This is a genomic window from Bifidobacterium sp. LH_558 (assembly GCF_056356295.1).
Genome location: NZ_JBKETZ010000002.1, coordinates 417,033 through 441,052, shown reverse-complemented (window position 1 = coordinate 441,052; position 24,020 = coordinate 417,033). Strand labels below are relative to the sequence as shown.

Genomic DNA, 24,020 nt, shown 5'->3' with positions numbered 1-24,020 from the left:
GGAAAGCGCCGCCACAACGAGATTCAAGGAGGATGAGATGTTCAAACGAACGAACCTATGGCGCGGTTTGACCGCCATTGGTGCGTTGCTCCTCGCGATCGCCATGATGGCGGGATCGATTATGGAGACCTATCGTGTGTCGCTGGACGCGTTCGTCGGCACCCGCAGCCAGCGCACTGTCACCGACCAGTCCGCCGATGAGGGCGACAGCTGGACCTACCAGTCCGAGTTCACCTCGGCCGAGGAAGCCTACAACGGCTGGCGTGACTTCGCCATCGAGGAATCGCAGGAGACGATGGCGCTGCTGAAGAACAGCGATAACGCACTGCCGATCGCCTCAGACGCGAAGATCACCATGTTCGGTGTGCGCAGCTATGCGCCCGTCTACGGCGGCTCCGGTGGTTCCGTCACCGACGGCAACTCCACCGTCGAAATCACGCAGGCCTTCCAGGAGCGCGGATTCCAGATCAACCCGTCCATGCTGCAGGCCTACGAGACGTTTTTCGCCGATCAGGAGTGGACCACCCCGCAGTTCGGCGGCGGCATCCTGCCCGAATACGAGTCGATCACCAAGTACGACGACCCCAGCGAAATCAGCTTGGACGAGCTCGCCCAGCTGAACCCCGCCTACAACTCGCAGTACGGCGAATACAACGACGCCGCCATCGTGGTCGTCGGCCGCCCCGCCGGCGAGAACGGCGACGGTTACTATCCCGGCGAGGAGGGCCGCGCGGAAGGCGTGAACACCGTGACCGGCAACATCCTGTCGCTCTCCGACGAGGAGATGGCGCTGGTCGAGGAGGCCAAGGCCAACTTCGACAAGGTCATTGTGCTCGTCAACTCCACCAACCCGATGGAAATCGCCAATCTCGCGGATGACGACCAGATCGACGCGATTATGTGGATCGGCTTCCCCGGCGCCTACGGCTTCTACGGCGTGGCCGACATTCTCAACGGCACCGTCTCCCCCTCGGCCCACCTGGGCGACATGATGGCCAAGAACACGGCCGTCGCGCCGGCGATGGCGAATTACGGCGACATCGCTTGGGAGAACGCGTCCGACTTCTCCGAAGACGCCGCCGTCAACTCCTACCTCATCGAATCCGAAGGAATCTACACCGGCTACCGCTATTACGAGACCCGCTATGCGGACATCGTGATGGGCAACGGCGGCGAAGAGGCGTCGGCCGGCACCTACGCGAACGCGGACGGCACCGTCTCCACCACGGATGGCACTTGGGACTACAGCAACGAAGTGGTGTATCCCTTCGGTCACGGCCTGAGCTACACCACCTTCGAGCAGAAGCTTGATTCGGTGGAGATCGCCGGCGACAAGAAGTCCGCCACCGTGAGCGTCACCGTCTCCAACACCGGTGACGTGGCCGGCAAGTCCGTCGCGCAGGTCTACGCCTCCGTGCCGTACACCGACTACGACAAGGAGAACGGCGTGGAGAAGGCCGCGATCCAGCTCATGGACTTCGAGAAGACCGAAACCCTTGAGCCGGGCGAATCGCAGACCATCACCATGGAAGTGGACCTCGCCAACCTCGCCAGCTACGACGCCTACGGCGCCGAAACCTACATCGTCGATCCGGGCGACTACTACTTCGCTATCGGCGACGACGCCCACGAGGCGCTCAACAACGTGCTCGCCGCCCAGGGCTACGGCGAATCCGACGGCATGACCGCCGCCGGCGACGAGTCCAAAACCTACCAGTGGACTTGGGATGGCGACGTCGACGCCGACACCTTCTCGGTGTCCGATAACGGCACGGCCATCACCAACCAGCTCACCGACGGCGACTACGCGATGGACTACAACGCCTTCGAGGACGGCACCGTCACCTATCTGACCCGCTCCGACTGGAACGGCACCTTCCCGACCACCTACTCCGGCCTGAGCGCCAACGAGCAGGTCTCCACGCTGCTCAACAACGATTTCATCGAACTGAAGTCCGGCGACGACGTCTCCGACATCACCGTGGGCGACACGTCCAGCGAGCTGACCCTCAATGACATGAAGGGCGCGGACTTCGACGACGAGCGTTGGGAAGAGCTGGTGGGCAAGGTCTCCGTCGAGGAGTTCATGAGCTTCGCCGAGAACGCCTTCCACGCCATCGGCGCCATCCCCTCCGTTGGCCTGCAGGACATGCTCTCCGACGACGGTCCCGGCGGCTCCGACTCGCACTACCTCAACGAAGGCCAGTACCAGGGCGAGGCGTTCGCGGACGCCAACGACGAGGCCTACGCCAACAAGGGTTCCCGCGTGGCGCCCTCCCCCGTCAACCTCGCCTACAGCTGGAACAAGGAACTCTCCTACCGCAACGGCGAGCTGATCATCGGCGAATCCAGCCTCGTGTTCAACCTGCCGATCATCATCGGACCGGGCATGAACCTGCATCGCCATGCCTACAACACCCGCGGCCACGAGTACTATTCCGAGGATCCGGTGCTCTCCGGCTACGTCGGTTCGGCCGTGGTGCAGGGCGCGCAGTCCAAGGGCACGCTGGTGAACGTCAAGCATGCCGCGTTCAACGACCAGGAGATCAACAGGTCCGGCGTGGCCGTGTTCATGAGCGAGCAGAAGGCCCGCGAGATGGAGCTGCGCAACCTCCAGCAGGCGTTCGAAGCCAAGGGCAAGCCGGCCTCCTTTGAGGCGGATGACTCCAAGGCCGACACCTACACGCAGGGCGCGCTCGGCGTGATGACCTCCTACAACCGCATCGGCGCCGTCGCCTCCAGCGCGAACGCCGCCGTGATGGTGAACATCATGCGTGGCGAGTGGGGCTTCACCGGCTACAACGTCACCGACTTCACCTCGGTTTCGCCGCACGCCGCACCCAAGGAGTCGATCCTGGCCGGAACCACCGCGTTCTGCGGCTTCGGCAACATGGGCGTGAGCTATTGGGACGCCGCAACCCTCAGTGGTGACCGCGACGTGCTGCTCGCCATCCAGCAGGACGTGAAGTACGCCCTGTGGGCGCTGGCCAACTCGAACGCCATGAACGGCGTGAACTCCACCACCCACACCGAAAACGTCATGACCTGGTGGCGTGCGGCCTACATCGCCGCGATCGCCGTGACCGGCGTCGTGACCGCCGCAGGTGTTATCGGCTACACGGTCGTGCGCGTCCGTGGCGCCAAGTCCGTCGCCGCTCCCGCCGGCACCTCATCCAAGTGAAGGAACTGATATGGCAAAGTCAATCACATCCCGTGTTCCCGAACTCATCGCGGCTGTGGCGGCGGTGGTCGGACTGGTCGTCTACCTCATCACCTCAACCACCGGCTATCTGGCCGGCAAGGAGATGAACGTGCTGCCCATCGTATGCACCGTGCTCGCCGTGGTGGCGCTGATCGCCGCGGTCGCGGTCGGATCCCGCCTGAGCGCGGTGGTCGATGATGTGCTGCTCATCGCCTCCGAGGTGCTGCTGGTCGTCTCGTTCGCGTTCTTCACGCTGGACCGCGTGAGCTTGGCGGCGGATATCTACTTCATCCCCGTCAACTATCCGGCCAGCGAGCAGACCGCGTTGAACATCTCGCTGGTGGGCGTGGTGGCGTATCTGGTGGCGATCGGGCTGCTGATCGTCAAGGCATTCACCGCCAAGGAAGTGCGCGCCGCCGCGATCGCCGTCGACGGCGGTATGGCACCTGCCGTGGCCTGAGGCGCGAATCCATAACTCAATAGCAAAGAGATTCCTCGACTCCGCTTCGCTTCGCTCGGAATGACAGAGAAGGTGAATTCCGCTCCGCTCGGAATAACGACAGTTGTACTGGGCGAGGAGGTGCCTTCCTCTCGTCATCCTGAGCGGAGGCGGAGCCGGAGTCGAAGGATCTCTCTCCCCTACATCCGTTGAGATTCCTCGACTTCGCTCGGAATGACGAAGGGAATCTCATCCCGCCCCTCCCATCATCACGAAAGACATACGACCATGAAGCATCTTGATTTCAACGCCGACTGGGCCTGGCGTCATCTCGACACCGACGAGCCGCTCGCCCCGGTCACGCTGCCGCATGACGCGATGATCGGCGAGAAGCGGCACGAACTCGCCCCCAGCGGCCTGAACTCGGGCTGGTTCGAGGGGTGCGATTACGAATACATCAAACAATTCACCCCCGAACCCAGCCTCGCGGGTCAGACGATGGTCCTCGAATTCGAGGGCGTCTACCATAACGCCGAAGTGTGGGTGAACGGCGAACAGGCCATGTTCCGCCCCTACGGCTATACGAACTTCACCGTGGACCTGACCGACCGCGTGCGCGTCGGCGAAGCGAACGAAATCCGCGTCATCGCACGCAACAGCGACCAACCCAACAGCCGCTGGTATTCCGGCGCGGGCATCTACCGCCCGGTCGTGTTGTGGACCGCGCCGCGCGACCACATCGCCCTGGACGGCGTAAGCGTGCGCACCCTGTCCATCGACCCCCAAAGCGGCGCCGCACGCATCGAAATCACCGTGGAAGCCACCGCCCCCGGCGAAGTGAGTGTGCGCTGCACCCCCGTCTCGCAGGGTGATGACGCCGGTTTCACGGGTGAATCAACCTTCGCCCCGCGCGAATGCCGCATGGTGCTGGACGTGCCCCACGCGCGGCTATGGTCGCCCGACCAGCCGAACCTGTACACCGCGCACGTGAGCTATACCGCCGATTCCGGCGCGACCGACGAGCTCGACGTCACCTTCGGTATCCGCACGATCGAGTGGGGCGCGAATGGTTTCCTCATCAACGGCGAGCGGGTGATCATCCAAGGCGCGTGCGTGCACCACGACAACGGCGTGCTCGGCGCGCGCTGCTATGCGGACGCCGAGGAGCGCAAGGTGGCGCTGATGAAAGCGCAAGGCTACAACGCCCTGCGATCCGCGCACAACCCCTGCTCCAAGGCCATGCTCGACGCGTGCGACCGGCAGGGCGTGCTCATGATGGACGAATACATCGACCACTGGTACATCCACAAAACCCAGCACGACTATGTGGAACATTTCGACCAATGGTGGCGGCAGGACCTGACCGACATGGTGATGAAAGACCGCAACCACCCCAGCGTCATCATGTACTCCACCGGCAATGAGGTGTCGGAAACCGCGCAGAAACGCGGCATCGCGCTCACCCAGGCGATGACCGACCATCTGCACGACCTCGACCCCACGCGCCCCGTGACCTGCGGTGTGAACATCTTCTTCAATTTCCTGAGCTCCGTGGGTTTCGGCCAGTATTCCGACAAGAAGGCCGCCAAGGAGGCCGAGGCCGCCGAGAAGCAGCTCGCCGCCGGTGCCGCGCCCAAAAAACATAAGGCCGTCGGCTCCGAATTCTTCAACAATATGGCCGGACTGCTTGGCGCGGACTTTATGAAAACCGGTGCCACCCTGCCGTTCTGCGACTGGGTGACGCGCGACGCCTACGCCGCCATGGACGTGGCCGGCTACAACTACGGCATCAAGCGTTACCGTCACGATTTGAAGAAGTATCCCGAACGGCTGATCCTCGGTTCGGAAACCTTCTGCTCGGACGCCTACCGGTTCCGTGAGATGGCGAAGCGCAACCCGCGCCTCGTCGGCGATTTCGTGTGGGCCGGCATGGACTATATGGGCGAAACCGGCGTCGGCGCGTGGGAATACGAGGATTACGCGACGCTCGACATCGGATTCGGCTGGCTCACCGCCGGATCGGGGCGTGTGGATCTGACCGGCAAGCCGCTGGGCGAGGCGCTGTACACGCGCGTGGCGTTGGAGGCCGAGCCTGGGCCGTATCTGGCCGTCTGCCCCGTGAACCACACAGGCGACAAGCATTCCCCTAGCGCGTGGAAGATGAGTAACGCCACCGATTCGTGGAGCTGGAACGGGTGCGAAGGCCGTGCCGCGAACGTCGAAGTGTATGCGCGCGCCGCCTCGGTGGCGCTGGTGCTCAACGGGCGTGAAGTTGGGCGCAAGGCTTTGCGGGACGATTGCGTGGCCCGCTTCTCGTGCACGTACGAGCCCGGCACGCTCGAAGCGGTGAGCTATGACGCCTCCGGGCGCGAGATCGGCCGTCGCGCGCTGACCAGTGCCTCGGCCGCCACCGAACTGCGCGCCGATGTCGAATACGCGGGGCGCGAGCTGACCTTCGTGCGTGTGAGGTATACCGACGAGCACGGCATCGTCAAGCCGCTCGAACGCGGCACCCTGCGCGCCAGCGTCGCCGGAGGCGAACTGCTCGGCTTCGGTTGCGCGGCGCCGTTCAATAAGGGCAGCTTCGTCACCGGAGAAACCGGCACCTACTACGGCGAGGCGCTGGCCGTGGTGCGCGCGGACCATGCCGACCGTGCCGGAGAGGCGGCCGGAGCACCCGCCGTCCTCACCATCACCGACGGCACCCACACCGCCGAACTCACCATCGCAGGCGAATAACGAAAGGACCCATCATGTCGGTGCATGAATCGACCGATTCCCAGCAGAGCGTCGCCACGCGGCCGACCAATCCACTCGCCGCATGGTGGGAGCGGTTCGGCGCGAAACACAAGCTCGTCGCGCAGTTCGTGATGTTCTACGCGTTCTCGATGTTCGTCACCGTGCTGCAATACGTGATGCTCACATTCCTGCCCGACCTGTTCTACCGGTTCACCGACTGGTGCGAGATTCCCGCGCAGCTCATTCACTTGCAGCTCGGACCGGTTGACACGTATGTGTTCGACTATCCGGTGACCGGCGACGCGACCGGCGGCATGGGGTATTTCGCGGCGTTCGCGATCACGCTGTTCGTCGCGCAATGCGTGAACTTCCCGATGCAGCGCAACATCACTTTCAAATCGAAGGGCAATGTGTGGTATCAGATCGCCTGGTATGTGGTGGCGTTCGTGCTCATCACCATCGTGTGCAGCTTCCTGATGGGGCTGTATGTGCCGCTGTGCAAGCAGTTCTTCCCGCCCGCCGTCTACAACATCCTCATCACCGTGATCAACGGCGGCGTGCAGATGGTCATCTACTTCCCCATCTACAAAATCATCTTCCCCGAAGGCGATGCGAAAGGCGAGGCGAAATAACGCTGGATTCTCGACTCATCCGCGCGCCATTCGACCCGGTTTCGAGTTTGGTGTGGCGGGGTGTTGGGCCGGGCTTGAGTAGAACGATTGATTTTTGAGTTTGGTGTGCGAAATCGGCATTGCCTGGCGAATCCGACACACCAAACTCGATTTCGCTCTGTTGAAGACGGGATTGAATGAGAAAGGGACGCCCCTTCTGGGGCGTCCCTGATTGCAATGAGAGAGAAGGAGTTACTGTTTGTCGGCGTAGTCGTCTGACTGTACGGTGACCACCGCCTGCTTGCGGCGACGCAGTATGCTGATCGTGGCGGCAGCGCACAAGGCCACCACGCCGATCGTCACCACGCCGTCAAGCGCGTACACGCCCCAGCGCCACAACGGAGTCACCTTGACGATTGTGGAGTTGGCAGACAAGCCGTTCATCGCGTTCGAGCGAGACAGCGCGTAGCTGATGTTCTTCGCAGCGTGCTGCATGTTGGCCACCACGCCATCGGTCATCTCCGCATCCGACAGCTTCCACAGCTCATTGTCGGTGTTGAGCCACAGATCCGTGCCGGCCTCCAGACCTTCGCGCAGATCTTCATAGGCGAACACTGAATACGAGGCCTGGTCGGTGACCACGAAGCCCTTGAAGCCCCACTCGTCACGCAGTGTGTTGGTCATCAGACCCTTGTGGCCGCCGGTCCAACGTGAGCCGATGCGGTTCATCGAAGCCATCATCGCAGAAGCACCACCGTTGCGGACGGACATCTCAAACGGCTTCAGATACAGCTGGCGCACAGTCTGCTCGTTGGCGAACACCGCCAGTCCCATACGGTTGATTTCCTGGTCGTTGAGTGCGAAATGCTTCACCGTGGAGACCACGCCCTTCGAAGCCGCCCCGGCCACGACCTGCGCGCACAGGTCGCCTGAAAGGAACGAATCCTCGGAGAAGTACTCGAACGCTCGTCCGCCGTAGGGGGAACGGTGGATGTTGCAGGCCGGGCCATACCACACAGCCACGTTGAGGGCGATGCTGTCCTCGCCGATCGCGGCACCGAATCGTTCGGCCAAGTCGGCGTTCCAAGTCGCGGCGATCACCACTTCGGGCGGATATCCCATGCCGTTTTCGCCGCCGACCAGCGTGGAGGAGATGCCGGCGGGGCCGTCCTTGTCCACTGTGGCCGGGAGCTGGGTGGAATCCACAGACTTGGTGGCGTAGCCACCGACGCGCACCAGCTCGTCGAGCTCGTCGACGCTCATCTGCTCGATCAGTGCGTTCCAAGCATCGTCGTCATAGTCGGTGTCCATCAGCATGGACACGTTGAGTTCTCCGTACGAAGAATTCTCCGCGTCGGTGACAGGCTCGGATTCCGGTTCGGTGGTGGTTGTGTCGACGGCCAGTGCGTTCACGAACTCCTGCGGCGCCTGCCAAGTGCCGTCGGCATAGGTTTCGGGCCAAGTGCCGGTCCAATCGGAACGGCTCAAATAGGTGAAGGAGTCGTCGTAGGCGGTGAGGTCCACATCTTCAAACTGGTTGGTAATCGCATTGCCTGTGGCCGCGGAGGTGGCGTAGGTGGTGTTGTCCTGCGTGCGCACGGTGGTCGAGGCGGCGAACGAGGCATCGCCTTCGGCATCCATGCCATCTTCGGTGTCGAAGCCCTTGGCCGCCAGAATGTTGTTCAGCGCCTCATGCACGTCGCTGCCGGCCGCGAAGTAGTAGTCGCCCGCATCGACGATGTAGGTGCCTTCGCCTTCGGCGTCGTAGACCTTCATCGACTCCTTGTCGACATGCACGGTGACGGTTTCGCTTTCACCGGGCTCGATTTCACCAGTTTTGGCGTAGCCGACCAGTTCGGCCGAGGCTTTCTCGATGCCGTTGGACTTGTCGTAATCGGTGTAGGGCGACTGCATATAGACCTGCACCACATCCTTGCCGGCCACGTCACCGGTGTTCGTGACCGTCACGGATATATCGAAGCCATCATCGGTTTCGCTCATCTTGTAGTCGCTCCACTCGAAATCGGTATAGCTCAGGCCGTAGCCGAATGGATACGCCACCTGCGTGGTGTAGTCATAGTTCGCGGCATCCTCGTTGCCGAGCACCACATCCTCATAGCGGGTCTCGTAGTACCGGTAGCCCACGTAGATGCTTTCGGCATAGGTCATGTAGTTGGTGGAGAAAGCTTCGGAGCTGTTGGCGATGGTATACGATCCGGAGTTCGCCATAGACGGCGCGGATGCCAGATCGGTCGCGTAGGTGTCGGGCAGATGTCCGGAGGGATTCACGGTGCCGTTGAGCACCTCGCCCACCGCAGTGGCACCGGTCTGGCCGAGCGCGCCGATCCACAGCACCGCGTCGACATCGTCGCTTTCCAGCGCCTCCAGTTCCATCGGGTTGGACGTGTTCAACAGCACCACCACGGTGTCAAAATGGTCAGCAGCCATCTCAAGCATCGCGCGCTCGTCGTCGTCCAACTGCAGGTAGGTGTAGCCCGACGTCAACGGCTCGGAAGGCAGATCCTGGCTTTCGCTGCCGGAACGGCCGATCACCACCACGGCGGCATCGTTGTAGGAGGCGAAGGAATCGAGCACCTCATCCGTATACACGTCGACCGGCACCTCGTTCACCGCAAACTCGCCCTCGCCATACGAATTGGTGGCGGTTTTGCGGTAGTCCTTGCCCGCACCATTCTCGTAGAAATCAGCCAACGTCTGGTTCACATCGAAACCGGCATCCTCGAAGGACTGCAACAACGTACCTGCCTTGGAAGCATCGATGGAACCGGCACCGCCGCCTCCGTACACCGGATCGACGGAATTCTGCCCCAGGACGGAGATCTTCGCGCCATTGGCCAGCGGTAGCGCGTCGTTCTCGTTCTTCAGCAGCGTCGCGCCCTCGCGTGTGATATCCGTGCCGATTTCACCCAACGCAGCCTCGCGCTCCTCGTCGGAGGCGTAATCGGACGTGAAATGCTCGGTGGTCTCATCCTCCGCCGACACCACTTTGGAGGTCGGCTGGTTGAAATATACCGAAATCAGATCTGAGTATTTGTTGGCGTACACATTGCCGATGGCCGTCGCTACCGCCAGAATGACCGCGATGACGATCATGCTTATGGAAACCGGCAACGGCAGTGGCTTCCTGCTTTTATGCTGCGAATCGTTCATGATTCACTCCTTGCTCTCATAGCGGCTTCCTTCATTGGAAGCGGACGATGTCATCGTAAAAACAAGCGCGGCAAGTAATGTCCGCCTTGTCGCGAACAACCGTTTTTGGGCGTGAACACCCTATCTGGAGCATGATTCGCACAGCTGGCAGCCGCTACGATGGTTGGTGTTGACATTGACTCATGCCAAAGGAGGTGGGAGACGGTGCCGGAGAGCATGCGCGTCGCCATTGCGGACGATGAGGAACGGATGCGGGAGACTCTGCGCGACTATTGCGCGCGTTATGCGGATGAGCACGCCCTGCGACTGGAAGTCGACGATTTTTCCAGCGGCGACGCGCTGCTGCTCGACTACCAGCGCGGGCGGTACGACATGCTGCTGTTGGACGTGGAGATGCCGGGGGCCGACGGACTGGACACCGCGCGTCGAATCCGCATGCAGGACGGGGATGTGACCATCGTGTTCGTCACCAACATGGCGCAGTATGCGATCAACGGCTATGAGGTGGCGGCCGCGGACTATGTGCTCAAGCCGCTGTCGTACTACGATTTTGCGCTGAAATTCACCAAAGCGAGGCGTTTGTCGCAAGGCAGGGCCGATACGGTGATCGCCATCGATACCGTCGACGGCATGCGTTCGGTTTCGGTGGGCGATATTCATTACGTCGAAGTGTTGGGGCATTACCTGCTGTTCCATACGGCCGAAGGCGTGCATAAGGCGCGGGCGTGATCACCGGCCAGACGGAGACACTGACACCCTACGGTTTCTATCGCATCCACAAAAGCTTTCTTGTGAATCTGCGGCATATCGATACCCTCACCGCCTCGACCGTCACATGCGCGGGAGCGACGCTTCCGGTCGGCAGAACCTATAAAGCCGGACTGATGCAGGCCTATCTCACGGTGATGAGCGGCAGGTCGCTATGAGTGATTTGTCCGTTTTGAATCTGGACACTGTATGCACGTTCTTCAGTTCGTTCCGCTTCGTGTTCACCGTACTGATCGCAGGATGGATTTTCGTGCGAGATATACCGAAACGTCGCTGGTACTGGTGGCGTTTGGCGGCCTGTGTGATGCCGGGAGTCGCCTTATCCATGATTCATCCGATTGGATTGGTCTACACTTCCGCTGACGGTTGGACAGGCATCAGTCCATTCTTGTTCGCGCGTCTGTGGATATTCCTGACTTTCCTGTGGGCGTTGCTGACCATCGTGTGCTGCCGTGACATCTCTTGGACGAATGCGATGTCACGTTGGCTGCTTGGCGTGTGTGTGGAGCGTTTCGTCACCGCATTTGTGCATAACTGGCTGTTCGTGGTGCTGTTGCCGCAGTTCAGCGACCAGCATCCGCTGGCCTATATGGCGATTTGCGTAGTTATCTACGCGCTGTTCTTCGCATTGGCCAGCCGGTTCGTCGCACCGGTTTTCAATCGCGATATCGTTCCCTCTGGGCAGGAGGATTGGCGCCTGTGCGTGCTGTATGTGGTGAACTACACCATACTCAGCGCCATATCCGGCATTTCCATGAGCGTCAACGAGCGGCATGTGCCGAATCTGCTCGCACGAATCGGTTCCGATGAGGGATTGGCTGTCATCCAGCGGTTCAGCGCCACTACAGCCGGTGTGATCGCCATTGTGATCCTCGTGTTCCAGTACACGATCTATCACATTACGGAATTGCAACAGGAAAGCGCCATGCTCAATCTGCTGGCCGAACAAAAGACGAAGCAATATCGCACGCTTAGCGAGAACATCGATTTCATCAACCACAAAACGCATGACCTCAAACACCAAGTGGCAGCATTGGAATTCGCCGGCGATGAGCGACGCACGCAGATGGTGCGCGAGGTGCAACAGGCGTTGAATCTTTATGATTCGATTGCTAATACGGGTAGCGAGGCGTTGGATGCGTTGGTCACCGAGCGGAACTTTTTCTGCACACAGCACGACGTTCGACTTTCCTGCATGCTTGGTGGCTGCGATTGGGATGCTGTCGATGTGGTGGATCTGTACACCATCATCGGCAACGCACTTGATAACGCCATCGATTATGTGATGCGGTTCGACGATGCCGACAAGCGTGTGGTGTCCGCCAGCGCGCGGCAGCGTGGCGATCTTATCGTCATATCCGTCGACAACCACTTCGAGGGAACTGTCGAGATGCGGGACGGTCTGCCCGTAACCACCAAGGCCGATGCCGCTTCGCATGGCCTCGGTCTCAAAAGCATCCGCCATATCGCCCGGCGTTACGGCGGTGACATCCTGGTTGCCGCCGAACCGCCGGTGTTCACTGTGCAGATTTCTCTTGTTGCCTCGCGATCGTGATTCCGCCGTTGCGGACTGGGTTGTTCGGCTTCGTTCGTGCTGATGGGGGCGTTTTGGGAGCGGATTTCGAGTTTGGTGTGTCGGGGTGTTGGGCCGGGCTTGGGTAGAACGATTGATTTTTGAGTTTGGTGTGCGAAATTGGCCTTGTCTGGCGAATCCGACACACCAAACTCGATTTCGCCTTCTTTGAGGCGACGTGAAACCGTAGTTTATGGGGTGCTTCGTCTCACAACGGCGATGTCACTTTAAATATACATTCTAAAATGTAATGTTAAACTTACATTATGGATATCGGGACAGCACGTAATGCCGGTGAGGCGCTGAAACAAGCTCGTTTGGCGGCCGCGATGACGCAGGCCGAACTTGCCGAGCGCATTCATGTCTCCCGTAAATGGGTTATCGACGTCGAGTCCGGTGCGAATACGTCTTTCCATTTCGACATGTATCTCAAAGCCATCCAAGTTCTGGGCGGCTCTATGACAATCGGTGGCGCAAGCGAGTCGACGGATGGCCAGAGGCGGTCCGCTGCAGGCGATGATGATCGAGACGCCGCCATCGCGGATTACTTCAATCGCCTAAGAAATCGTGAATCCCGCTACGAATCAGTGCTGGGTGGTGCGCGATGACCACATCGTATTTGAACGTATATGTGGAGAACGAATACGCGGGGCGTCTGACTCAAGATGCGTCAGGGCGGAGAACATTCGCATACGATGCGAGTTATTCCGGTTCTCCTGTATCGCTGTCGATGCCCTTGCGCAACGATGCCTACCGCCAGAGAATCGTCGATTCCTTTCTGTGGGGCTTGCTTCCCGACAGTGAAGAGGTGCGCAATGACATGGGCCAGCGGTGGGGAGTGAGTGGTGCCAATCCGTTCGCGCTTTTGGAACATATGGGGCTCGACTGTCCTGGAGCGGTGCAGTTCGCCGCTCCAGAAGGTGATGCAATGGCTATGCCGGAGCATTTGGTGCCGGTGAGCCGTGCGGATATTGCGGCCAAACTCAAGGCGCTGCGCACACGAATCTCAAGGGACTGGGGCAGTGGCAGGGAGCATTGGAGCCTTGGCGGACAGCAATCCAAATTCGCATTACGTAAACAAGACGGACAGTGGTTTATCTGCGAGGGGGCTGCGGCAACCACTCATCTGCTGAAACCAGGAATCCCTGACCTGCGACTGCAGGCGTTGAATGAGTTCTTATGTCTTTGCACGGCGCGTGCTTTGCAGTTGGATGCTGCATATGTGGAGTATGAGGAGTTCGAGAGTGAGCCAGCCATTGTGGTTGAGCGGTATGATCGGCTGGTTGATGCGCATGGTCGGGTGCTGCGAGTCCATCAGGAGGATTTGTGTCAAGCCTTGGGTGTCCCGCCCTATAAGAAATATCAAAGCGAAGGCGGCCCCACGGCTGTGGACGTCATCTCGTTGTTCAGGCGAATCGGTGGGGCTGATGTTGGGTATAACATCACGCAATTTCTTCTTCTGCTGTTCTTCAACTATCTGATGGGCGCGCCTGACGCGCATGCGAAAAACTATTCAGTGCTGTTGCATGATGGTGAGGTGCTTTTGGCTCCCGCGTACGACATCGCATCGGGACTGATGTATGGCGAGGATTATCGTTTCGCCATGAGCATTGGTGGCGAAAACCGTTTTGGATGGGTGGGCAGGCGAGAGCTGCTCAAATTCGCTCAGCATGCCGATGTCGATTCCGATGCATGTTTGCTGCTTATGCGGGATCTGGGCGAGAGAATCCCTGATGCGATGAGCGATGTGTTCCGTACGCATCGGGACGTTCCTGGCATGGATGAATTGCGGCAGGCGCTGGAATCAAAAGTCGCAGCTTTATGCGAGTTGACGCTGGCCAATCTCTCGCACTGACGCGAACACGGTATCGTGGAGTGTGACGGCAATGAGGCGTATGAGGGAGCGGAGGCCGGGATGTTCAGAGTCGCTGTGATCGAGGACGAGGATGAGGCCGCCGATAAGCTGATCGCTTGCCTGCGACGATATGCCGACGCGCATGAGGGCGTCGCCTTCGATATCGTGGCGTTCGAGGATCCGGTTGAGTTCCTGAAAACGTTGACTCCCGGTGAGTGGGACATCGTGTTCATGGATATTGAGATGCCCAATATGGATGGCATGGAGGGTGCGCATCGCTTCCGTGAGATCGACCGTGACGCGGTGCTGATCTTCGTGACGAATATGGCCCAGTTCGCGGCCCAAGGCTATGAGGTGGATGCGTTGAGCTACATTCTCAAGCCCTTTTCCGAAGCCGACGTGGAACGTAAAATCGAACGCGCGGTCCAGCTGCGCAACCGCGACGCGGAGTCCATTCTCGTGACGCAGCGCGGCGTCGCGCAACGGTTGCTCTTGCGGGATATCGTCTATATTGAAGTCCGCGGCCGGAATCTCAACTATCACACGGCCGCCGGTGTGCTCGCCACAGCCGGCAGTATGAAATCCCTACAATCCGCTCTTAGCGATCATGGCTTCGTGCGCTGCGCCAACTCATATCTGGTTAACCAGCGGCATATTGCCACGGTCGCCGGCGATGCCGTCACATTGGCCAACGGTGTCGAATTGCCCATCGGTCGCGCGTATCGCAAGGATTTTCTGGAAGCGTTGGCGAAGCGTGCGAGGTGAGATGATGTGCGGTGAATTGTTGGAGGGACTGTCCCAGCTGGGGTTGACTGTGGTGATGCCGCTGCTGACCAGCTTCGTCGTCGAATTGCTGGTGTGCGCGGGATTGTTCGTGTGGCGGCTGGAGCGACGCCCAGGATTCGGTTGGCGCGTGTCGACATCGGTGGTTTTCTGTATTGCGGCGGCTGCGCTGACCTATGCGGCGGCATTCTTTCCCATATATGTTCAGCTGTATTATCAGTCGCCTGACTTGCTCGCCAGTTTGATGCAGCATATGTCTGTGGTGCAACGGTACGCGTATGCGGTGCCGACCATCCTGCGGTTCATGGCCCTGTACGTGCTGTGTTATCTGGCCATCCGTTTCTGCTTCGTCATCAATGGGCGTTTGGCGCTGTTCTATACGGCGGCGGCCGTGGCGATGCAGCATTTTGTGCACTGCGCTTCGCAGATCATCGTCGGTCTGCTTCCCGGAAGCTGGTGCGACACCAATCAGTGGGAGGGAGCGACGGCGCTGTTGGTGGCGGCGATGGCCTGCGAGATGTTGGGATATTGGATGTTCGTGAGGCCATTGGCGGTGGTGCCCGAGGGGATGACGGGGCGTGGGGTGCTGTTGTTGTTCGTCGGATTGCTGTTATGCGTCAATGTGTTCGCATGTTTGTTCAGCACGTTTCCGACGTTGCCGCGTGCCGTCTCCATGCTGATGATGTCTACCAGATTGGTGACCTGCGCGTTCGTGCTGGCGCTGCTGGCGGTGATCGCTGGCCGTGAATCCGCTGAACGTGACGGCGCGGTGTTGCGCGGTTTGCTGAGTCAGCAGCAGACGCAGTTGGCCAGTGATAAGGCGACCATCGATCTGATTAACATCAAAACCCACGATCTGAAGAAGCAGCTCTCCATGCTGGGTGGGCGAATCTCCCAAGATGAAATCGCCGAGCTCAGCGGTCTTGTAGGTATTTATGACGCGTCGATCCGCACGGGCAACGAGGCGTTGGATGTGGTGCTGGCGAATAAATCGCTGCTATGCGAGCAGAAGGGCATCCGATTCGAGCGTATGATCGACGGTTCGCGGCTGAATATGATGAAGCCCGCCGATATATACGCGCTGTTCGGCAACGCCATCGACAATGCAGTGGAAGCAGTGCAGGCCATCACGGAACCGGAACGTAGACATATCGAGCTGTTTGTGCGCGAACATATGGGCATGGTCCGTATCCATATCGAGAATCCCTATGATGCCGATCTGACTTTCGATGACGGTCTGCCGCGCACCACCAAAGACGACCGTCATTATCACGGGTTTGGTATGAGGTCGATGCGTATGATCGCCAAGCAGTATGGGGGTGTGCTGACGGTGGTCGCCGACGATGGCGTCTTCGCCGTGGATGTGTTGCTTCCCCTCGCTTGAGCGAGCTGATCAAGAGGCCGTTTCGGTCCGCTCCGTCGGGCGTATGGGCGCGTGGAAGTGTCGTCCATAACGCGAAATCTACAGGTTATCCGCATTCCCCTCCTCGCTGCGAGAAGATTCGCACAATGGAACCACAAACCTTATGCAAGGTGGCATGCAGGCTCTCAACGAGCGGGTATGTCAATCCAGTGGTTTCATGTAAAGGAGCATTATGGGCACTGAGAGAAAGAAGAAGGTGCGCAAGCCGCATTCGATTCGGCACAGCATCGAATTGTTCTTCGCCACACTATTGGTTATCGCGGTGGCCGGAGTGAACGCGCTGGCGTTCTCCATGGGCACCATCATCGACGGGTTCGTTGGTGCCGCCTCACCTCAGGTGACGGCGGAACAACGGCAGGAAATCACCGATAAGGCCGAACTGTTGGCCAAGCAGGTGGAGTCGGAGGGTGCCACGCTGCTGCGCAACGAGAACGGAACTTTGCCGCTGTCCGCTGAGGTCACGCAGGTGAACGTGTTTGGCTGGGCATCCACCGCATGGATCGGCGGCGGTTCGGGATCCGGCACCATCACTGGTGTCGACACGGATCTCATCCAAGCGCTGAACGACTACGGCATCGCCACCAACACCGAACTCACCGACATGTACAAGCAGTTCCAGAACGGACGCGAATACACCGCCACCTTAGGCAGTCGTCCGGAACAATCCTCCCGACTGTACGAACCCAGCGTCAGCGACACGCGCTACTACTCCCAGCAGCTGCTTGATGACGCGAAATCCTTCTCTGACACCGCGTTCGTGGTGATTGGACGTTACGCCGGCGAAAGCAACGATATGCCGCGCCAGCAGTACAAGCGCACCGAGCAGGGCGGTGACATCGTCGTGGATGAGACGCGCACCAGCCTGCAACTGTCCGTCGAGGAAGAGGAACTGCTCGCCTATGTGGGTGAACAGTACGAGAACGTCATCGTGGTGCTGAACACCGGCAATGTGATGGCCGTTGGTCAGATTGAAACCATTGAGGGCGTGGACGCCTGTCTGCATGCGGGACTGTCCGGACAGAACGCCGCCTCCGCCATTCCGGAGCTGCTGTGGGGCGAGGTCTCGCCGAGCGGACGCACCGCCGATACATGGGCGTATGACATGGCGACCGCCGCAAGCTGGGCGAACGCCGGTCTTGAGGGAACGGGCTCATATGAGAATGCGGACGGCATGTACCCCATCGGCACTGCCAACGGCAATCTGGGTGAACCCGCGACATTCGACCGTGTGTCCTACGTGGATTACGCGGAAGGTATCTACGTGGGCTACAAATGGTACGAAACCGCCGATGCGGAAGGATACTGGAACGGTGTGGCGAATGAGTATGGCTCCGGCTATGACGCTGTGGTGCAGTATCCCTTCGGCTACGGCTTGAGCTACACGACGTTCGATTGGGAGGTCACGCAGCCTCTGTCGGGAACGTTTGACGGCGATGATGAGCTGCGCGTGACGGTCCGTGTGACGAATACCGGTGACGTGGCGGGCAAGGATATCGTCGAACTGTATTATTCGGCGCCGTATACCAAAGGCGGCATCGAGAAAAGCGCGCTGAATCTGGCGGCGTTCGCCAAAACCGAGCAGCTTGCCCCGGGCGAGAGTCAGGAGGTCACGTTGACCTTCGAAGCGGAGGATATGGCCAGCTATGATTTCTCCGACGCCAATCGGAACGGATTCTCCGGATACGAACTCGACGAAGGCGATTACGCGCTGACCTTGCGTCGCGACGCGCACACCGTGTCTTCCGTGGCCGGAGCGACGGTGACGATGACCTTGGAGGAGAACGTGCGATATGCCACGGATTCCTCGACCGGCAACGCAGTGGGCAACAAGTTCACCGGCAACGACGCGATTGACGGTGTTTCCGTCGACGGCGATGATTCCGGACAAAACATTGTCTATATGACGCGTGCCGATTTCGCCGGCACCTTCCCCGCCGATAATGTCGCCACCCGCGTGATGGACGATTCGCTGCGTGAGACGAATCTTTACGATGCTTCTCAGCGCGGCGGCGATGGAGACGCTCAGGATGTGACCACCGGGGCGAACAACGGTCTGCTCGTCGAAGAGAACGGCGAGACCACTGAGCTGGGTTATCAGCTTGGTGAGGATGCCGACGATGAGCAGTGGGATGCCGTGCTTGACCAGCTGACCGTCTCGGAGATGAAGAACATGTTCGTGCGGGCCTATGGCAACACAGCTCCATTGAAGAGTGTGGGCAAGACCCAGGGTAAGGATGCCGACGGTCCTGCGCAGATCGGCAGCATGACCGGTATGGGTGCCGGCACTGGCTTCCCGAGCTCGAGCACGATGGCGCAGACCTGGAACACCGAACTCGCGCAGGAGGTGGGGCGCACCATGGGCCGTCAGGCGTTGGTGAACGGCTACAGCGGCTGGTATGCGCCCGCGGTGAACATGCACCGCAGCCCGTTGAACGGACGTAACTACGAGTACTACTCCGAGGACGCGATGCTCTCCGGACAGCTGTGCGGACGCGTGGTTCAGGGTGCCGGCGAGGCCGGGGTCTACACCTACGTCAAGCATTTCGTGTGCAACGACGGCGAAGCCGGTATCTACCGCGACTCGGTGTATACCTGGATGACTGAGCAGGCGCTGCGCGAGGTGTACCTGAATCCTTTCCGCACTATCGTCGAGGACTATAACGCGGTGGGCCTGATGAGCGCCTACGGCCGTATCGGTGCGGTGTGGACCGGCGGCAGCGAGGCATTGCTGACGGGTGTGCTGCGCGACGAGTGGGGCTTCGACGGTGCGGTGATCACCGACTATTCGGACCATCATGAATTCATGAACGGCGATCAGGCGCTGGCTGCGGGCGGAAGCCTGTGGATGAGCGGCTTGTTCGGAGGTTCGTTGCAGAGCAATACGTCCTCGTCGCAAACCGTGTCGGATTTGCGGCGCGCTGCCAAGGAGACGCTGTACATGACGTTGCATGTGCGCGCTATGAACAGGGACTATGTCGAGGCGACCGGCGACACGTCGATGGAGCGTCCGGCGTTCCAGACCCGGAGTGAATTCGGCTGGCGCAAGCTTCTGGCCGTGGTGGATCTTGTGGCGTTGCTGCTGTTCGCATTGCCGATTTGGGGTCTGGTACGTGACCATAAGATTCGTAAAGCTCGCAAGGCGAATCTGGTTGTGATCTCATCCGGCGCGGATGACGCTGCGGTGGGCGGGGCAGGCACTCCGAACCAGTCGGCCGAATAAGGAGGCGGCCGCCATCTAATCGCAAACATATCTCTTATCTCTCGCATTGCATAACGGAGCGGAGGGACCTTCCGGTGCCCTCCGCTCTTTCGTTGGCTACCACTGCGGTTTCAAGAACTTCAGCATACTGAAGTTATATCGATACAACGCGGTCAAAACTTCAGTATGTTGAAGTTTCAGCTTTACCGCCAATGGCGGTAAAAGTGGCGGTAAACATGCGTGTTGAGATGCGAGTGGGGGGCTTCCGTCTTTCCCGACGGAAGCCCCCACTCGCGAATCATGTGGCGCGGCGATCAGCCGCAATCAAACGCAACTACTCGGCGCGGGCGATGGCCTGCTCGTAGTCGCGCGTGCCCTTGAAGACCTCCTTGAGCCAGGGGTTGACGCCCTGCTTCTTGGCGCGCACCAGGATGTAGGTGAGGGCGGCGATGTTGGCGAGCAGCGCGACGATCGAAACCGTGAGATTCACGTTCGCGTTGTTCACGGACTGGGTGGAGAACACGGAATAATCCTGGAACATCGGGAACACCTGCGCGAACATGCACCACAGGGCGAGCGTGTTGGCGCGGTTCTGGATCCAGCCGCCCTTGTTCCACAGCGCGTTCGCCACGGTGGGGGCAAGCAGCAGCGCCAGGCCGCAGTACCAGGCGTGGGTGGGCAGGCAGTTGTAGGTGTAGCAGAAGTTCCACAGATCATAGGCGATGATGAACACCCAGGTCATGTCGGGCCAGAGCATGTCCTGCTTCTTCTTGCTCACGTAGATGCCGAACCAGCCGGTCATGCAGGCGATGTTGATCAGGCCGGCCACGCCGTTGAACACGTTGTGCCAGCCGCCCATCAGGGTCACGCCTTCGGTGGAGACCCAGGTGGTGCCCCATGCGCGGATGGCGGATTCGAAATCGGAGACGACGGCGATGAGGATGTTGATGGCCACGATCACGAAGGGGAAGCACTTGAACCATTCGGACTTGCCGATGCTGGCCCACTTGTATTTGAGGGCCATGAAGCCGATGCAGCCGGCGGTGGCCGCGTACAGTTTGGCGTAGTGGAACCAGCTGGTCATATGCACGTAGGTCGGGTTGGTCAGCGCCCACTCGGCGCCGGTCGCGGCGGCCGCGTAGATGGTGATGAAGTAGACGGTGAGGATCGCCGGGACGACCACGAAGGCGATGATGCCGCCGGTTTTGGTGCGGCGGGCCAGTTCGTTGGCGCCGATCAGGCAGCAGAATACGAGAATCCAGCCAATCCATTGGAACACGGCGTTGTCGCCGTAGACCTGGAACAACATGTCGTTGACCTTTCTTCAATCTTCTTGGGTGCCCACCCATCATCGGGCGGGTGCTGGCAGGAGCTGTCAACAGCGTTCTGTTGACAGACTGTCAATTCCTAACGCATAGCAGTATATCCCCGTGTTGACGAAGTGTCAAAAACGTTGAGGTAAGGTGTTGATGAGGTGCGCTGCGGCGAGATGTGAGGCGTGATGGCGTGCGGTGTGCGGAGCCGATGTGCGCGGTGCGGTGACGTGTGGTGCGGCCGCGTGCGTTGCGGCAAGGCGATGCGCTTCTGTTATGCCTCTCCCTGCCAGGCATGACGCCGATATTCGGCGGGCCCGCAGTGGAACTCCTCCATAAACGCGTTGCGGAAGCTCTGCGCGTTCGCGAACCCGGAGCGCTTGCGGATATTCGAGACGCTGGTCTCAGTGTTGACCAGCAGATCGCACGCCACATGCAGGCGCACCTGGGTCAGGTAGTCCTTGAACGTCGTGTTGGAATACCGTTTGAACATGCGGGAGAAATGCTCGCGCGAATAGCCGAACTGCTCCGCCACCATGACCACGGTGAGGTGCTCCTGATAGTGGGTTCGCGCGTATTTCCAGATTTTATGGATCACACGTGCGTCCGACAGTTCGCGCACGGCCTCGGCATCGCCGGCGGGCGCGCCCGGAGCTCCGCCCAAAGCCCGGCCTGCCCCAGTCGAGGAGTCGAAAATGCGCGCCAGCAGCGAAAAGAACAGCGCGTTGGCGGTGAGATAGCGCTCCGGCCCTCCGCTGGTGATGGCGAGATAGATTCGGTCGCAATAGTCGGCGATGACTCCGCCGCTCTCCCGCTCGATCGCCGCGTAATCAAGCGCATCCTGCATCCGGTTCACAAACGGCATGATCGCGATCAGCTCCTCCGGGGCGAGCGTGATGGACAGCGCCTGCGGCGTCATGTCCGGCCGCGTCGGGTCGCCGAGCAGCTCCACCTCATGCAGGCAGCGCGGCGGAATCAGCTTGACCTCCCCTTGCCCCACCAGATGCCGTCGGTGGTTGAGGGTGAGACTGGCCCGCCCGCGGCGTGCGTAAATGATCTCGAAACCGTCGTGCCAATGCAAACGGGCCTTGTCGAATCCCTGATGCGCGAGCACCCGCGCCGGAAACTGCGGCGAAGCGAGCATTAGTTCATGGCGGGTCTCGTCGTCGATGTACTTCATGGCCGTCTCCTTCGACGTGCGCCCGTATGCCGTTCCGCAAGTCCGTTCGCCAAGCGCCGGCGGTCGGGCCGTCGCACCGCCCGTCCTTGTAACCAAGGGTAGACGCTGCGCGGTGAAGGTTCGGCCCGCAAAGGGCAGCCGGTCACAAAAGCGACTTTTCTTCTCACAAAGTCGCCCGTTCTCCGCTGTCCGATTCATCGCCGCTCTTTTACGATGATGAGCGTCGCGGCCGAGCCGGTAAGGACGCCGGTGGTGCGGACCGCGCATGTTAGGAGGACACCATGGGTGAATCTCGTGCGAACATCGCACGTCCAAACGAATCGTCCGGATTGGTCGAACCGGCCTCGCGTTCGCCGCAGAACCGGGTGCCGGGCAAATTGGTGGCGGTGTGCGCCATCGGTGCGGTCGGAGGATTCCTCTTCGGCTACGACACTTCGGTGATCAATGGCGCGGTCGACGCCATCGCGAGCCCGGATTCCGGATTCGCGCTGACCAGCGTGATGAGTGGCCTGTCGGTTTCCACCGCGCTGCTCGGCTGCGTGTTCGGCGCATGGTTCGCCGGCGCGGTCGCGGATCGCCTCGGCCGCATCCGCGTGCTGGAACTCGCCGCCCTGCTTTTCATCGTCTCGTCCTTGGTGGTGGGATTGACCTCGAGTTTCCCCGTATTCGTGCTGTTCCGCATCGTCGGCGGTCTCGGCGTGGGATTCACCTCCGCCATAGGGCCCGCGTACATCGCCGAAATCTCACCGGCCGCCAAACGCGGCTTCTTCACCAGCTTCCAGCAGATGGCGATCGCGCTGGGCATCATCGCCTCGCTGATCGTCAACGACGCCTACGCCATCTCCTCGGGCGGTGCCGCCCAACCCTTCTGGTTCGGTTTGGACGCGTGGCGTTGGATGCTGATCACCACAGCGGTGCCGGGCGTCATCATGTTCTTCCTGTGCCTCACCCTGCCGGAGACGCCGCGTTATCTGGTGATGAAGGGCCGCATCGACGAAGCCCGGAAAATCCTGACCGACGTGTGCGGCGACCCGGACGCGGACACCACCATCACCAAAATCGACTCCTCCTTCCAAGGTACGGACAACGCCGGCTTCAGTGAGCTGCGCGGCAAGACCTTCGGTCTGAAAAAGGTCATGTGGATCGCCATCATTTTCGTGCTGCTGGCCCAAGCCAACGGACAGAACATCATCATGCTGTACGATTCCAGCCTGTGGCGCATGCTCGGCTTCTCCGAACAGGCGTCGCTGAGCATCGCGGTCATCCGCGCCGTGCTGGCGGCCGTCGCCACGGCCGTGGGCATGCTGCTCATCGACCGCGTGGGCCGTCGCGCGCTGATGAAATACGGCACCATCGGCATGACAGTGTTCCTTGCCATCGTGGCGGTCGGCTTCTCGCAAGGCCAGCTCATGCCCGACGGCACCCTGACGCTGCCCGTCTCGTGGGCGTGGATCTCCATCATCTGCACGTACGCGTTCTTCCTGGTATGCTGCGCCACCACCAACGTGGCGGTGTGGGTCATCATCAGCGAGATCTTCCCCAACCGCATCCGCGCGAAGGGCGAGGCCGTGGCCACCGCCGCGAACTGGATGTTCAACTTCGCCATCACCACCATGTATCCGCCGATGCGCGACGGCATCGGACTGGGCGCCACTTATGGCTTCTACGCGCTGATGGCGCTGCTGGGCGTGGTGTTCGTCATCAAGTTCCTCCCCGAAACCGGCGGCGTCGAACTCGAAGACATGAAGGCGGAATAATGGAGAG

At 60.3% G+C, this 24,020-nt stretch carries 16 protein-coding genes; 13 read left to right on the top strand and 3 right to left on the bottom strand.

The genetic code is table 11. The features are described 5' to 3' along the window. Window positions 1-37 precede the first annotated feature (37 nt). From AC1AV0_RS04545 to AC1AV0_RS04530, 4 genes are all read left to right on the top strand, one after another. Complete coding sequence (locus AC1AV0_RS04545; RefSeq protein WP_476571513.1) at window positions 38-3,181, top strand: glycoside hydrolase family 3 C-terminal domain-containing protein; 3,144 nt, start codon at window positions 38-40, stop codon at window positions 3,179-3,181. Between the two features lie 10 nt (window positions 3,182-3,191). Continuing rightward, entirely contained in the window at window positions 3,192-3,662 is a 471-nt protein-coding gene (locus tag AC1AV0_RS04540; RefSeq protein WP_476571511.1) for a hypothetical protein, read from the top strand. A gap of 267 nt (window positions 3,663-3,929) precedes the next feature. Next, a complete protein-coding gene (locus AC1AV0_RS04535; protein WP_476571509.1) occupies window positions 3,930-6,380 on the top strand; it encodes a glycoside hydrolase family 2 TIM barrel-domain containing protein in 2,451 nt (816 codons plus the stop codon). Window positions 6,381-6,394: 14 nt separating this feature from the next. Beyond that, on the top strand, window positions 6,395-7,012 hold the full coding sequence (locus tag AC1AV0_RS04530) for a hypothetical protein (protein ID WP_094637511.1): 618 nt from the start codon (window positions 6,395-6,397) through the stop codon (window positions 7,010-7,012). Window positions 7,013-7,243: 231 nt separating this feature from the next. Here the strand turns inward: AC1AV0_RS04530 and AC1AV0_RS04525 are convergent, their stop codons facing one another. Further along, window positions 7,244-10,162, bottom strand: a complete 2,919-nt coding sequence (locus AC1AV0_RS04525) for a glycoside hydrolase family 3 C-terminal domain-containing protein (protein WP_476571506.1) — start codon at window positions 10,160-10,162, stop codon at window positions 7,244-7,246. Between the two features lie 204 nt (window positions 10,163-10,366). Between AC1AV0_RS04525 and AC1AV0_RS04520 the strand changes: the two genes are divergently transcribed. From AC1AV0_RS04520 to AC1AV0_RS04485, 8 genes are all read left to right on the top strand, one after another. After that, window positions 10,367-10,891, top strand: coding sequence for a LytR/AlgR family response regulator transcription factor (locus AC1AV0_RS04520; protein WP_476571504.1), 525 nt, complete (start codon window positions 10,367-10,369; stop codon window positions 10,889-10,891). Next, window positions 10,888-11,088 carry a LytTR family transcriptional regulator DNA-binding domain-containing protein gene (locus AC1AV0_RS04515; RefSeq protein WP_476571502.1) on the top strand — a complete coding sequence of 67 codons (201 nt, stop codon included), beginning with the start codon at window positions 10,888-10,890 and terminating at the stop codon, window positions 11,086-11,088. Before AC1AV0_RS04520 ends, AC1AV0_RS04515 begins: the two co-directional genes overlap by 4 nt. A gap of 344 nt (window positions 11,089-11,432) precedes the next feature. After that, window positions 11,433-12,485, top strand: a complete 1,053-nt coding sequence (locus AC1AV0_RS04510; RefSeq protein WP_476571500.1) for an ATP-binding protein — start codon at window positions 11,433-11,435, stop codon at window positions 12,483-12,485. A gap of 284 nt (window positions 12,486-12,769) precedes the next feature. Beyond that, the gene (locus AC1AV0_RS04505) at window positions 12,770-13,111 is read left to right on the top strand and encodes a helix-turn-helix transcriptional regulator (RefSeq protein ID WP_476571499.1); all 342 of its coding nucleotides are present in this window, start codon (window positions 12,770-12,772) and stop codon (window positions 13,109-13,111) included. Next, complete coding sequence (locus AC1AV0_RS04500) at window positions 13,108-14,358, top strand: type II toxin-antitoxin system HipA family toxin (protein WP_476571497.1); 1,251 nt, start codon at window positions 13,108-13,110, stop codon at window positions 14,356-14,358. Before AC1AV0_RS04505 ends, AC1AV0_RS04500 begins: the two co-directional genes overlap by 4 nt. 60 nt (window positions 14,359-14,418) lie before the next feature. After that, entirely contained in the window at window positions 14,419-15,123 is a 705-nt protein-coding gene (locus AC1AV0_RS04495; protein ID WP_476571495.1) for a LytR/AlgR family response regulator transcription factor, read from the top strand. A 1-nt stretch (window position 15,124) separates the two neighbouring features. Further along, the gene (locus tag AC1AV0_RS04490; RefSeq protein WP_476571493.1) at window positions 15,125-16,525 is read left to right on the top strand and encodes an ATP-binding protein; all 1,401 of its coding nucleotides are present in this window, start codon (window positions 15,125-15,127) and stop codon (window positions 16,523-16,525) included. 211 nt (window positions 16,526-16,736) lie between these two features. Further along, window positions 16,737-19,784 carry a glycoside hydrolase family 3 N-terminal domain-containing protein gene (locus AC1AV0_RS04485; protein WP_476571491.1) on the top strand — a complete coding sequence of 1,016 codons (3,048 nt, stop codon included), beginning with the start codon at window positions 16,737-16,739 and terminating at the stop codon, window positions 19,782-19,784. A gap of 313 nt (window positions 19,785-20,097) precedes the next feature. Here AC1AV0_RS04485 and AC1AV0_RS04480 read toward each other — a convergent pair whose 3' ends face one another. Next, window positions 20,098-21,072 carry a DUF5692 family protein gene (locus AC1AV0_RS04480; RefSeq protein ID WP_476571489.1) on the bottom strand — a complete coding sequence of 325 codons (975 nt, stop codon included), beginning with the start codon at window positions 21,070-21,072 and terminating at the stop codon, window positions 20,098-20,100. A gap of 278 nt (window positions 21,073-21,350) precedes the next feature. Beyond that, window positions 21,351-22,256, bottom strand: coding sequence for a helix-turn-helix transcriptional regulator (locus tag AC1AV0_RS04475; RefSeq protein WP_476571486.1), 906 nt, complete (start codon window positions 22,254-22,256; stop codon window positions 21,351-21,353). Between the two features lie 281 nt (window positions 22,257-22,537). Between AC1AV0_RS04475 and AC1AV0_RS04470 the strand changes: the two genes are divergently transcribed. Then, on the top strand, window positions 22,538-24,013 hold the full coding sequence (locus tag AC1AV0_RS04470) for a sugar porter family MFS transporter (protein ID WP_476571484.1): 1,476 nt from the start codon (window positions 22,538-22,540) through the stop codon (window positions 24,011-24,013). Window positions 24,014-24,020: the final 7 nt, after the last annotated feature.